Below are 12,648 nucleotides of genomic sequence, written 5' to 3' on the forward strand. Positions count from 1 at the left end.
GTTATTCGGTTTCCAGATCGATATCGATGCCGAGGGAACGAATTTCCTTGATCAACACGTTGAAGGACTCGGGCATGCCCGGCTCCATACGGTGATCGCCATCCACGATGTTCTTGTACATCTTGGTACGGCCGTTCACATCGTCCGACTTCACTGTGAGCATTTCTTGCAGAGTGTAAGCGGCACCGTATGCTTCCAGTGCCCAGACCTCCATCTCCCCGAAACGCTGACCACCGAACTGCGCCTTACCACCCAGCGGCTGCTGGGTAACCAGGCTGTACGAACCGGTAGAACGAGCGTGCATCTTGTCGTCTACCAAGTGGTTCAGCTTCAGCATGTACATGTAGCCAACGGTAACCGGGCGCTCGAACTTGTTGCCGGTACGGCCGTCGGTCAGCTGCATCTGGCCACTTTCTGGCAGGTCCGCCAGTTTCAGCATGGCCTTGATTTCGCTTTCCTTGGCGCCGTCGAACACTGGAGTGGCCATTGGAACGCCGCCACGCAGGTTTTGAGCCAGGTCCAGGATTTCCTGGTCCGAGAAGTCATCGAGGCTTTCCTGACGACCGCCGATCTCGTTATAGATCTCGTGCAGGAATTTACGCAGCTCGGCGACTTTGCGTTGCTCTTCAATCATGCGGTTGATCTTCTCGCCCAGACCTTTGGCCGCGAGGCCCAGGTGGGTTTCAAGGATCTGACCGACGTTCATACGCGAAGGTACGCCCAACGGGTTGAGGACGACGTCGACCGGGGTGCCATTGGCATCGTGCGGCATGTCTTCAACCGGCATGATCACGGAGACCACACCTTTGTTACCGTGACGACCGGCCATCTTGTCGCCTGGCTGGATGCGACGACGGATTGCCAGGTAAACCTTGACGATTTTCAGCACGCCTGGAGCCAGGTCATCGCCCTGCTGCAGTTTGCGCTTCTTGTCTTCGAACTTGTCGTCCAGCAGACGGCGACGATCAACGATGTAGGCCTGAGCCTTCTCGAGCTGCTCGTTCAGAGCATCTTCAGCCATGCGCAGTTTGAACCACTGGCCATGCTCAAGACCGTCGAGAATTTCGTCGGTGATGTCCTGACCTTTCTTCAGACCGGCGCCGCCTTCGGCTTTGTGGCCGACCAGAGCGGAACGCAGACGTTCGAAAGTAGCACCTTCAACGATGCGGAACTCTTCGTTCAGATCCTTGCGGATCTCGTCCAGCTGGGACTTCTCGATCGACAGTGCACGAGCATCACGCTCAACGCCGTCGCGGGTGAAGACCTGTACGTCGATGACAGTACCTTTGGTACCGGTAGGTACACGCAGGGAAGTGTCTTTAACGTCGCTGGCTTTTTCACCAAAGATCGCACGCAGCAGTTTTTCTTCCGGAGTCAGCTGGGTCTCGCCTTTCGGAGTGACCTTACCGACCAGGATGTCGCCCGCGCCAACTTCAGCACCTACGTAAACGATACCGGCTTCGTCCAGCTTGTTCAGAGCCGCTTCACCCACGTTCGGGATGTCGGCAGTGATTTCCTCTGGGCCAAGCTTGGTGTCACGGGCCACACAGGTCAGTTCCTGGATGTGGATCGTGGTGAAGCGATCTTCCTGAACAACACGCTCGGACAGGCAGATGGAGTCTTCGAAGTTGAAGCCGTTCCATGCCATGAACGCGATGCGCATGTTCTGACCCAGTGCCAGTTCACCCATGTCGGTGGACGGGCCGTCGGCCATGATGTCGCTACGCTGAACCCGATCACCCTTACGCACCAGCGGACGCTGGTTGATGCAGGTGTTCTGGTTGGAGCGGGTGTACTTGGTCAGGTTGTAGATGTCGACACCGGCTTCACCGGTTTCAACTTCGTCATCGGCAACACGAACCACGATACGGCTGGCGTCGACGGAGTCGATCACGCCGCCACGACGAGCCACGACGCAAACGCCGGAGTCACGGGCTACGTTACGCTCCATGCCGGTACCGACCAGCGGCTTGTCAGCGCGCAGGGTTGGTACAGCTTGACGCTGCATGTTCGAACCCATCAACGCACGGTTGGCGTCGTCGTGCTCGAGGAACGGAATCAGCGACGCAGCAACCGAAACTACCTGCTTCGGCGATACGTCCATCAAGGTGACGTCTTCCGGCGCCTTGACGGTGAATTCGTTCAAGTGACGAACAGCTACCAGCTCGTCGATCAGGACTTTCTTGTCGTTCATCGTGGCCGAGGCCTGAGCGATCACGTGATCGGCTTCTTCGATGGCGGACAGGAATACGATCTCGTCGGTGACCAGAGCGTCTTTCACCACACGGTACGGGCTCTCGAGGAAACCGTACTGGTTGGTGCGCGCATAAGCGGCCAGGGAGTTGATCAGACCGATGTTCGGACCTTCCGGCGTTTCAATCGGGCATACACGACCGTAGTGAGTCGGGTGTACGTCACGAACTTCAAAGCCGGCACGTTCACGAGTCAAACCGCCAGGGCCGAGTGCGGAAACACGACGCTTGTGGGTGATCTCGGACAGCGGGTTGTTCTGGTCCATGAACTGGGACAGCTGGCTGGAACCGAAGAACTCTTTCACCGCCGCAGCCACTGGCTTGGCGTTGATCAGGTCTTGCGGCATCAGGCCTTCGCTTTCAGCCATCGACAGACGCTCTTTGACCGCACGCTCAACACGTACCAGGCCAACGCGGAACTGGTTCTCGGCCATTTCGCCTACGCAGCGAACACGACGGTTACCCAGGTGGTCGATGTCATCGACGATGCCTTTACCGTTACGGATGTCGACCAGGGTCTTCAGTACCGCGACGATGTCTTCCTTGCACAGCACGCCCGAACCTTCGATCTCGGTACGACCGATACGACGGTTGAACTTCATCCGGCCGACCGCAGACAGGTCATAGCGCTCAGGGCTGAAGAACAGGTTGTTGAACAGGGTCTCGGCAGCGTCTTTGGTTGGCGGCTCGCCAGGACGCATCATGCGATAGATCTCGACCAGCGCTTCCAATTGGTTGCTGGTGGAGTCGATCTTCAGGGTGTCGGAGACGAACGGACCGCAGTCGATATCGTTGGTGTACAGAGTTTCGATGCGAACAACCTGAGCCTTGGCGATTTTGGCCAGGATCTCGGTGTTCAGCTCGGTGTTGCACTCTGCCAGGATTTCGCCGGTTGCCGGGTGCACGATGACCTTGGCGGTTGTACGACCCAGGACGTAGTCCAGAGGCACATCCAGCTCTTTGATCCCGGCTTTTTCCAGCTGGTTGATGTGGCGAGCGGTGATACGACGACCCTGCTCGACAATAACCTTGCCTTTGTCATCCTGAATATCGAGGACCGCGATTTCACCGCGCAGGCGCTGAGGCACCAGCTCCAGGCTCAGGGTCTCACCCTTCACGTGGAATACGTTGGTGGTATAGAACGCGTCCAGCACTTCTTCAGTGGTATAGCCCAGCGCGCGCAGCAGTACCGAGGCAGGCAGCTTGCGACGACGGTCGATACGCACGAATACGCAGTCTTTCGGGTCGAACTCGAAGTCCAGCCACGAACCGCGGTAAGGAATGATGCGCGCGGAGTACAGCAGTTTACCGGAGCTGTGCGTCTTGCCACGGTCGTGGTCGAAGAACACGCCCGGGGAACGGTGCAGCTGGGAAACGATTACACGCTCGGTACCGTTGATTACGAAGGTACCGTTTTCAGTCATCAGGGGGATTTCACCCATGTAGACTTCTTGCTCTTTGATGTCCTTGATCGCTTTGTTCGACGACTCTTTGTCGAAAATGATCAGGCGCACTTTTACCCGCAAAGGTACGGCGTAAGTAACACCGCGCAATACGCATTCTTTGACATCAAATGCCGGTTCGCCCAGACGATATCCGACGTACTCCAGCGCAGCATTGCCGGAGTAGCTGATGATCGGGAAAACGGATTTGAAGGCCGCATGCAGGCCCACGTCGCGGAACTGATCTTTAGTCGCTCCCGCTTGCAAGAATTCACGATACGAATCCAGCTGGATGACCAGGAGGTACGGCACATCCATGACGTCCGGCAACTTGCTAAAGTCCTTGCGGATACGTTTTTTCTCAGTATATGAGTAAGCCATCAGCGTTCCCCAGCTTGGTCACCTGCTTGTTTGGCCCCTCCCGACGGGAGCAGCCAGAAAATCGTGCAAACCCCATGGTTTGCGCCACCGCATCGGGTGGTTACAGCACGTTATCGGCACCGACCCAGTCGGCTGCCAATAACGGAAAAAGGCCGGTGGCAAGAGCCACCAGCCATCAGCCTGTCGCTTAACGCTCGGGCTGGAGGAGCAAAGTCGATGCTTACTTCAGCTCGACTTTAGCGCCTGCTTCTTCCAGAACTGCTTTGGCTTTGTCAGCTGCTTCTTTGGCAACAGCTTCCAGAACCATGGCAGGAGCGCCGTCAACTACAGCCTTGGCTTCTTTCAGGCCCAGACCGGTCAGTTCACGTACTGCCTTGATCACGTTAACTTTCTTCTCGCCAGCTTCGGTCAGCATGACGTTGAATTCAGTTTGCTCTTCAACAACGGCGGCAGCAGCGGCAGGACCTGCCGATGCAGCAGCAGCGGTAACGCCGAATTTTTCTTCGAAAGCTTTGATCAGCTCAACAACTTCCATTACGGACATGTTGCCAACTGCTTCAAGGATATCGTTCTGAGAGATAGACATGAATCTAATTCCTGATATTGGGGACGGCCTACGCGACCATCGAAAAAAACAAAAAACGCGAGAAGTTGACGAGCCTTAGGCTGCAGCAGCTTCTTTCTGGTCGCGAATTGCCGCCAGAGTACGAGCCAATTTGCTGGTAGCGCCTTGAATCACGCTCATCAGCTGAGAAATTGCTTCGTCACGGGTCGGCAGAGTTGCCAGTACGTCGATTTGGTTAGCTGCGAGGAACTTGCCCTCGAACGCAGCTGCCTTGATCTCGAACTTGTCCTGACCCTTTGCGAATTCCTTGAAGATCCGGGCGGCAGCGCCTGGATGTTCTTTGGAGAACGCAATCAGGGTAGGGCCAGTGAACACGTCGTTGAGGACACTGAATTCAGTGTCAGCAACAGCGCGCTTGAGCAGGGTGTTACGTACAACACGTACGTAAACGCCAGCTTCACGAGCCTCTTTACGGAGTCCGGTCATCGCGCCTACTGTTACGCCACGGGCATCAGCCACGACAGCGGACAGAGCGACTTTGGCAGCCTCGTTGACTTCAGCGACGATGGCCTTCTTGTCTTCGAGTTTAATTGCCACGGGTTTAACTCCTGCTTGTTACCGTTTCATCTGGTCGAAACCGGATGTCGTTTTGGTGTCTGATTCGGTAAGGAACCGGGAGCACCATCTGCGTAGGCTTGTGGTTTAAGACTTGCGTCGCCTACGGTCTTGGATAGCCCCCGCCAGGCAGGGACCCCAATTTTTCAATTGGCGCAATCGCTTGCGCCAATCTGTGTCTTACGCGTCGAGCGAGCTTTGGTCGATGACCAGACCTGGGCCCATGGTGGTGCTCAGGGTAACGCGCTTGACGTAAATGCCTTTCGAGGAAGCTGGCTTGATACGCTTCAGATCAGCGATCAGGGCTTCAACGTTTTCCTTCAGCTTGACGGCGTCGAAGCCGATCTTGCCAACGGAAGTGTGGATGATGCCGTTTTTGTCGGTGCGATAACGAACCTGACCAGCCTTGGCGTTTTTAACCGCGGTAGCTACGTCTGGGGTTACGGTGCCGACTTTAGGGTTAGGCATCAGGCCACGTGGACCGAGGATCTGACCCAACTGACCTACAACGCGCATTGCATCCGGGGATGCGATCACTACGTCATAGTTCAGGTCGCCGCCTTTCATTTCGGCAGCCAGGTCGTCCATGCCTACACGGTCAGCGCCGGCAGCCAGAGCGGCTTCAGCAGCTGGACCCTGGGTGAACACAGCAACGCGAACGGTCTTGCCAGTGCCGTGTGGCAGCACAGTAGCGCTACGAACGACCTGGTCGGATTTACGCGGGTCAACACCCAGGTTTACAGCTACGTCGAACGACTCGCTGAACTTGACAGTCGACAGCTCGGCCAGCAGGGCAGCGGCGTCTACAAAGTTGTAGGCCTTGCCTGCTTCGATTTTGCCGGCGATAGCCTTTTGACGCTTGGTCAGCTTAGCCATTACACACCCTCCACGTTAAGGCCCATGCTACGAGCAGAACCGGCGATAGTACGCACGGCCGCTTCCATATCAGCTGCAGTCAGATCCGCGTTTTTGGTTTTCGCGATTTCTTCCAGCTGAGCACGAGTCACGGTGCCAACCTTAACGGTGTTCGGACGAGCGGAACCGCTGGTCAGACCGGCCGCCTTCTTCAGCAGAACCGAAGCAGGGGTGGATTTGGTTTCGAAAGTGAAGCTACGGTCGCTGTAGACAGTGATGATCACTGGAGTCGGCAGACCTGGCTCAAGACCCTGAGTACGGGCGTTGAAAGCCTTGCAGAATTCCATGATGTTCACGCCGTGCTGACCCAGAGCAGGACCAACAGGTGGGCTTGGGTTAGCCTGAGCGGCTTTCACTTGCAGCTTGATGTAAGCGGTAATCTTCTTGGCCATGAGGCACTCCAATTACGGGTTCAAACGCCTCGAAAGGCTCCCCGGTTACTTGCGCGTTTATCCCAGTGACGACAAAACCCCACAGCCTACGGCTGCGGGGTTGGGATTTTTGTTCAACTAGACCTTTTCGACCTGGCTGAACTCGAGCTCCACCGGAGTAGAGCGACCGAAAATGAGCACCGCGACCTGGATCCGGCTCTTTTCGTAGTTAACTTCTTCAACAACACCGGTAAAGTCTGCGAACGGGCCGTCATTGACACGCACCGACTCACCCGGCTCGAACAACGTCTTCGGCTTCGGCTTGTCGCTACCATCGGCAACGCGGCGCAGAATCGCTTCTGCTTCTTTATCGGTGATTGGCGCAGGCTTGTCGGCAGTACCGCCGATGAAACCCATCACCCGAGGAGTATCCTTGACCAAGTGCCAAGTACCCTCGTTCATATCCATCTGCACCAGCACATAGCCAGGGAAGAATTTGCGTTCGCTTTTGCGCTTCTGGCCATTGCGCATTTCAACCACTTCTTCAGTGGGAACCAGAATCTCGCCGAAGCCATCTTCCATACCGGCCAGCTTTACGCGCTCGATCAGCGAGCGCATTACATGCTTCTCGTAACCGGAGTAAGCATGCACAACATACCAACGCTTAGCCACGGGACACCCTTAGCCGACGATCAAGGAAACAAGCCAGCCGAGCAGGGAATCAAGCCCCCACAACAGCAACGCCATAACCAGGACAACAGCCACAACGATCAACGTGGTCTGCGTGGTTTCTTGGCGAGTTGGCCAAACGACTTTACGAATTTCGGTGCGCGCTTCCTTAACCAGTACAAAGAAAGACTTGCCCTTGACCGTCTGCAGGCCTACAAAGGCAGCTACAGCAGCAATAGCGAGCAATGCGAGTACGCGGTACAGGATCGGCGAAGCAGAAAAGTACTGATTGCCAACAACGCCAACAACCACCAGAGCGACTACTACAAGCCACTTGAGGAGGTCGAAACGAGAGCCTTGAGCTTCAGCTTTAGGAGTCATCTATGAAGATCCTGTGAAAAGAAAGCCAGACACACCGAGTGAATCTGGCAGGTCAGGAGGGAATCGAACCCCCAACCTACGGTTTTGGAGACCGTCGCTCTGCCAATTGAGCTACTGACCTAAAACAAAATCAGGCCGACCATTATGCCGACCCGAAAAAGACTTTACAACACTTACCAGGCAACCTTGGCTGCAACACCGACATTCAAGACACCGGCAACCTTCAGAAACACATTCAGGCGCAACCACTACCACCTAAAACAAAGGCAGATATTTTCATATCTGCCTTGTTATATGGAGCTCTTGAGCGGATTTGAACCGCTGACCTCACCCTTACCAAGGGTGTGCTCTACCAACTGAGCTACAAGAGCGTAACACTGTGCAAAACCTGTAAACTTGGAGCGGGTAGCGGGAATCGAACCCGCATCATCAGCTTGGAAGGCTGAGGTTCTACCACTAAACTATACCCGCGAGGCTTACAGCTCTCGCTAAAAATGGTGGAGGGGGAAGGATTCGAACCTTCGAAGTCGTAGACGTCAGATTTACAGTCTGATCCCTTTGGCCGCTCGGGAACCCCTCCTAAGCGAGCCGGCATTCTACATCATGCCAGCCTTCTGTCAAGCATTTTTCTCATTAAAAACCTGAGCTTAGCTGCGTTGACCTCGCTTCACACCGCTTACCGTTTCCGGTGTTCGCTGTGGAGCGGGCGCCATTCTATGCAAACTATTCGGCGGGTGCAACCCCCTCGCACGGCATTATTTTATGTTTTAACTCATTGAATTCTTTAGAAAGGTTTAGCAGCTGCAAATCGTCCAGCCAACGCCGGCTTTCCGGTGCGATACGCACCCAATACCCTGCCCCTTCGGCCGCTGCTTTCGGCAGGGACTGATACTTGACCTCCATACCACTCAAACGACGCTCAACCGCCTGCGCGGCCTCCTGGCGCGTATAGCCGCCCAGATAAAGACAGCCATTGTCTGTCGAGACAGCCTTACCTTTGTCCTTGGAGACGTCGCTTGCCTCGCTCAACAAACGGATATCCTGTTGAGACCCGCGATACAGACTCAAAGGCGTGACATCCTTCGCGCGCAGAGGAGCCTCCTGTTGATGCCAGATGTAGTAGAAGCCATTGAGGACAAGCAGCAGCAGAAACAACCAACGCATAAAAACCTCAGGACAAGGGACAGGCCATGGCCAATCCGACAAACACCAAGTCCGGAACAACCCTGGCCTGAGGCACGACCTCAGCAACCAGGCTCGCATCCCCCCCAGTGAGGAACACGACAAAGTCCTCACCCCAGTAACTGCGCGCCAATTCGAGCTGGGTCAGCACGAAGCCGCGCAACATCAACAGGCAACCACGCTCTACAGCCTCGACAGTCGCGCGACCTGGAACAAGACGCTCCAGAGCCTGCTCGGCCGCCAGATCCCCATAACGAATTTTGCGCGTGTGGGTGCGCAACTGGTTGCGCATCAACGGCATCCCCGGACAGATGAAACCACCCAGGTGCTCTCCATCCGCCGCAATAAAATCAGCAGTCACCGCCGTACCAAAGTCCAGCACCAGGCACGCACCTGAAGCCTGATGAAAGCCTCCAAGCATCGCAAGCCACCGATCCAGGCCCAGTCGCTCAAACTCTTCATACCCATTGCGCACGCCTGACACTTCGCGCGCCGGCGTTGCGCACACAACCGGTACATCAAAGGTGTCCTTGAGCAGAGACGTCAGCGCAGCGGTTTCCTCCGCGGTCCTGACACTCACCAACCGGCAAAACGTGAGGGCAAGCCCTTTGACCCCTGCCAAGCCCTCCAGCAATGCGAGATTGGAATCAACGACCCCTTCACCCAGCACCCGCCCTGCATCAGCGGCAAGCACACGCCACTTGATGAAACTATTCCCACAATCGAGCTCAAGAATCATCACGCAACCTCAGGCTCAACTCACCACCACTGAAGACTTTCTCCACACCATCCACCTTCAGGCGCAAAGCGCCCTGGCCATCAATACCAAGCACTTCACCATCAATTTGATTGACGCCGGCAATCAACGACACGCTTCGCCCCTGCCACAGATGATTTTGCTCCCACTCCGACTGGATGGCCAAAAAACCACCCTCCTGGTGACGAGCCAGGTATCGCTGCAGCATCTCCCCCAACACCGCGACCAATTGGTTACGATCAAACAATTTGCCCGACTCGAGCCGCAGGGATGTCCACTGCTGGTCCACCTCATCAGCGGACTGCATGTTTACATTGATTCCCACTCCCAGGACCACGTGACACACATCAGCAGGGTCACCAACCAACTCCAGCAGTATTCCCGCGATTTTTTTCTGACCTACAAGGACATCGTTAGGCCATTTCAATCCAGCGGCTGCAATACCGAGCTCACGCAACGCCTGCAAGACAGCGAGCCCAACGACGAGACTCAAGCCCTCCAGCTGACGCATCCCACCATCAATGCGTAGCACCAGGCTGTAATAGACGTTTTCTGCGAATGGACTGACCCACTTGCGACCACGCCGCCCGCGCCCGGCCGTCTGCCGCTCCGAAAGCACTACAAACGGCGCAGCTTGCCCGCGCTCTATAGCGCGCAGCGCCTCGGCATTAGTTGAGTCGATTGAATCGTAAACCTGGACGGGCCAGGCGCAAGAGTGCGCCTGAGCGCTTATCTCGACAGGATCGAGCAGCGCTAATGGCGTGGACAATTGATAGCCGCGCCCACGAACTTTATGAATAGACAGACCCAGCTCAGCTTCCAAATGCTGAAGCTGCTTCCACACAGCACTACGACTGATGCCCAGGGCAGCACCCAATGCTTGGCCCGAATGGAATCGGCCATCTTTAAGAAGCTTTAACAACGTCAGCATGCAGGTCTCGCCTCACAATGAGGCCCGCATGATAGCCACGCACCGAGCGATTGCATAGAAATCCAGTAGCTGTGGCTTTTCTGCGGACAAAAACAAAACCCCAACTGCTTTCGCAATTGGGGTTTCGGAATTTAATCTTGACGATGACCTACTCTCACATGGGGAAACCCCACACTACCATCGGCGATGCATCGTTTCACTGCTGAGTTCGGGATGGGATCAGGTGGTTCCAACGCTCTATGGTCGTCAAGAAATTCGGGTACCGAGTCGTGGCCGGTTGGCCGCGCTTCAGCAAATTGGGTATGTGACAGCTAGGTGTTTTGTGAGCATCTCGAACTTTCGGTTCGTTTCGTCTTCACACACCGCAATCTGATGCTTCCTTCGAAGTAAGCAAATTGCTTGGGTGTTATATGGTCAAGCCTCACGGGCAATTAGTATTGGTTAGCTCAACGCCTCACAGCGCTTACACACCCAACCTATCAACGTCGTAGTCTTCGACGGCCCTTCAGGGGACTCAAGGTCCCAGTGAGATCTCATCTTGAGGCAAGTTTCCCGCTTAGATGCTTTCAGCGGTTATCTTTTCCGAACATAGCTACCCGGCAATGCCACTGGCGTGACAACCGGAACACCAGAGGTTCGTCCACTCCGGTCCTCTCGTACTAGGAGCAGCCCCTCTCAAATCTCAAACGTCCACGGCAGATAGGGACCGAACTGTCTCACGACGTTCTAAACCCAGCTCGCGTACCACTTTAAATGGCGAACAGCCATACCCTTGGGACCGGCTTCAGCCCCAGGATGTGATGAGCCGACATCGAGGTGCCAAACACCGCCGTCGATATGAACTCTTGGGCGGTATCAGCCTGTTATCCCCGGAGTACCTTTTATCCGTTGAGCGATGGCCCTTCCATACAGAACCACCGGATCACTAAGACCTACTTTCGTACCTGCTCGACGTGTCTGTCTCGCAGTCAAGCGCGCTTTTGCCTTTATACTCTACGACCGATTTCCGACCGGTCTGAGCGCACCTTCGTACTCCTCCGTTACTCTTTAGGAGGAGACCGCCCCAGTCAAACTACCCACCATACACTGTCCTCGATCCGGATAACGGACCTGAGTTAGAACCTCAAAGTTGCCAGGGTGGTATTTCAAGGTTGGCTCCACGCGAACTGGCGTCCACGCTTCAAAGCCTCCCACCTATCCTACACAAGCAAATTCAAAGTCCAGTGCAAAGCTATAGTAAAGGTTCACGGGGTCTTTCCGTCTAGCCGCGGATACACTGCATCTTCACAGCGATTTCAATTTCACTGAGTCTCGGGTGGAGACAGCGCCGCCATCGTTACGCCATTCGTGCAGGTCGGAACTTACCCGACAAGGAATTTCGCTACCTTAGGACCGTTATAGTTACGGCCGCCGTTTACCGGGGCTTCGATCAAGAGCTTCGCGTTAGCTAACCCCATCAATTAACCTTCCGGCACCGGGCAGGCGTCACACCCTATACGTCCACTTTCGTGTTTGCAGAGTGCTGTGTTTTTAATAAACAGTCGCAGCGGCCTGGTATCTTCGACCGGCGTGGGCTTACGGAGCAAGTCCTTCACCCTCACCGGCGCACCTTCTCCCGAAGTTACGGTGCCATTTTGCCTAGTTCCTTCACCCGAGTTCTCTCAAGCGCCTTGGTATTCTCTACCCAACCACCTGTGTCGGTTTGGGGTACGGTTCCTGGTTACCTGAAGCTTAGAAGCTTTTCTTGGAAGCATGGCATCAACCACTTCGTGTTCCAAAGGAACACTCGTCATCAGCTCTCGGCCTTAGAATCCCGGATTTACCTAAGATTCCAGCCTACCACCTTAAACTTGGACAACCAACGCCAAGCTGGCCTAGCCTTCTCCGTCCCTCCATCGCAATAACCAGAAGTACAGGAATATTAACCTGTTTTCCATCGACTACGCTTTTCAGCCTCGCCTTAGGGACCGACTAACCCTGCGTCGATTAACGTTGCGCAGGAAACCTTGGTCTTTCGGCGTGGGTGTTTTTCACACCCATTGTCGTTACTCATGTCAGCATTCGCACTTCTGATACCTCCAGCAAGCTTCTCAACTCACCTTCACAGGCTTACAGAACGCTCCTCTACCGCATCATCCGAAGATGATACCCGTAGCTTCGGTGTATGGTTTGAGCCCCGTTACATCT

10 protein-coding genes, 4 tRNA genes and 2 rRNA genes (1 of these 16 running past the window's edge) are annotated in these 12,648 nt (G+C 55.2%); all 16 read right to left on the bottom strand.

The annotated features are described in order from the left end of the window. Position 1 precedes the first annotated feature (1 nt). Entirely contained in the window at positions 2-4,075 is a 4,074-nt protein-coding gene (gene rpoB / locus AC3ITA_RS25965; RefSeq protein ID WP_489278745.1) for a DNA-directed RNA polymerase subunit beta, read from the bottom strand. Positions 4,076-4,295: 220 nt separating this feature from the next. Beyond that, positions 4,296-4,661, bottom strand: coding sequence for a 50S ribosomal protein L7/L12 (gene rplL / locus AC3ITA_RS25970; RefSeq protein ID WP_095945914.1), 366 nt, complete (start codon positions 4,659-4,661; stop codon positions 4,296-4,298). 75 nt (positions 4,662-4,736) lie between these two features. Beyond that, on the bottom strand, positions 4,737-5,237 hold the full coding sequence (gene rplJ, locus AC3ITA_RS25975) for a 50S ribosomal protein L10 (protein WP_007970413.1): 501 nt from the start codon (positions 5,235-5,237) through the stop codon (positions 4,737-4,739). A 198-nt stretch (positions 5,238-5,435) separates the two neighbouring features. Continuing rightward, on the bottom strand, positions 5,436-6,131 hold the full coding sequence (gene rplA / locus AC3ITA_RS25980) for a 50S ribosomal protein L1 (protein WP_003186095.1): 696 nt from the start codon (positions 6,129-6,131) through the stop codon (positions 5,436-5,438). Continuing rightward, positions 6,131-6,562, bottom strand: coding sequence for a 50S ribosomal protein L11 (gene rplK, locus AC3ITA_RS25985; protein ID WP_007933726.1), 432 nt, complete (start codon positions 6,560-6,562; stop codon positions 6,131-6,133). Before rplK ends, rplA begins: the two co-directional genes overlap by 1 nt. Before the next feature lie 117 nt (positions 6,563-6,679). Then, positions 6,680-7,213: a transcription termination/antitermination protein NusG gene (gene nusG / locus AC3ITA_RS25990; protein ID WP_007984405.1), complete on the bottom strand. Its 534-nt coding sequence runs from the start codon at positions 7,211-7,213 to the stop codon at positions 6,680-6,682. Positions 7,214-7,222: 9 nt separating this feature from the next. Continuing rightward, complete coding sequence (secE, locus tag AC3ITA_RS25995; protein ID WP_007984402.1) at positions 7,223-7,591, bottom strand: preprotein translocase subunit SecE; 369 nt, start codon at positions 7,589-7,591, stop codon at positions 7,223-7,225. 45 nt (positions 7,592-7,636) lie between these two features. Beyond that, a tRNA-Trp gene (locus AC3ITA_RS26000) sits at positions 7,637-7,712 on the bottom strand. Between the two features lie 174 nt (positions 7,713-7,886). Continuing rightward, a tRNA-Thr gene (locus AC3ITA_RS26005) sits at positions 7,887-7,962 on the bottom strand. 26 nt (positions 7,963-7,988) lie between these two features. Then, a tRNA-Gly gene (locus AC3ITA_RS26010) sits at positions 7,989-8,062 on the bottom strand. 24 nt (positions 8,063-8,086) lie between these two features. Beyond that, positions 8,087-8,171 (bottom strand) — tRNA-Tyr (locus tag AC3ITA_RS26015). Between the two features lie 143 nt (positions 8,172-8,314). Further along, positions 8,315-8,755, bottom strand: coding sequence for a hypothetical protein (locus AC3ITA_RS26020; RefSeq protein ID WP_095945912.1), 441 nt, complete (start codon positions 8,753-8,755; stop codon positions 8,315-8,317). A gap of 7 nt (positions 8,756-8,762) precedes the next feature. Next, entirely contained in the window at positions 8,763-9,512 is a 750-nt protein-coding gene (locus tag AC3ITA_RS26025; RefSeq protein ID WP_095945911.1) for a pantothenate kinase, read from the bottom strand. After that, positions 9,502-10,461: a bifunctional biotin--[acetyl-CoA-carboxylase] ligase/biotin operon repressor BirA gene (gene birA / locus AC3ITA_RS26030; RefSeq protein ID WP_095945910.1), complete on the bottom strand. Its 960-nt coding sequence runs from the start codon at positions 10,459-10,461 to the stop codon at positions 9,502-9,504. Before birA ends, AC3ITA_RS26025 begins: the two co-directional genes overlap by 11 nt. 135 nt (positions 10,462-10,596) lie before the next feature. Further along, a 5S ribosomal RNA gene (rrf, locus tag AC3ITA_RS26035) occupies positions 10,597-10,712 on the bottom strand. A gap of 159 nt (positions 10,713-10,871) precedes the next feature. Continuing rightward, positions 10,872-12,648 (bottom strand): 23S ribosomal RNA (locus AC3ITA_RS26040) (it continues 1,117 nt past the right edge of the window).

It is taken from the genome of Pseudomonas sp. GL_090 (genome assembly GCF_057837765.1).

What these genes read in the sequence shown, in the direction of transcription:
- secE (WP_007984402.1), bottom strand. Translation starts at nt 7,591, where the DNA reads ATGACTCCTAAAGCTGAAGCTCAAGGCTCTCGTTTCGACCTCCTCAAG.
- AC3ITA_RS26025 (WP_095945911.1), bottom strand. Translation starts at nt 9,512, where the DNA reads ATGATTCTTGAGCTCGATTGTGGGAATAGTTTCATCAAGTGGCGTGTG.
- rplL (WP_095945914.1), bottom strand. Translation starts at nt 4,661, where the DNA reads ATGTCTATCTCTCAGAACGATATCCTTGAAGCAGTTGGCAACATGTCC.
- rpoB (WP_489278745.1), bottom strand. Translation starts at nt 4,075, where the DNA reads ATGGCTTACTCATATACTGAGAAAAAACGTATCCGCAAGGACTTTAGC.
- rplK (WP_007933726.1), bottom strand. Translation starts at nt 6,562, where the DNA reads ATGGCCAAGAAGATTACCGCTTACATCAAGCTGCAAGTGAAAGCCGCT.
- AC3ITA_RS26020 (WP_095945912.1), bottom strand. Translation starts at nt 8,755, where the DNA reads ATGCGTTGGTTGTTTCTGCTGCTGCTTGTCCTCAATGGCTTCTACTAC.
- birA (WP_095945910.1), bottom strand. Translation starts at nt 10,461, where the DNA reads ATGCTGACGTTGTTAAAGCTTCTTAAAGATGGCCGATTCCATTCGGGC.
- rplA (WP_003186095.1), bottom strand. Translation starts at nt 6,131, where the DNA reads ATGGCTAAGCTGACCAAGCGTCAAAAGGCTATCGCCGGCAAAATCGAA.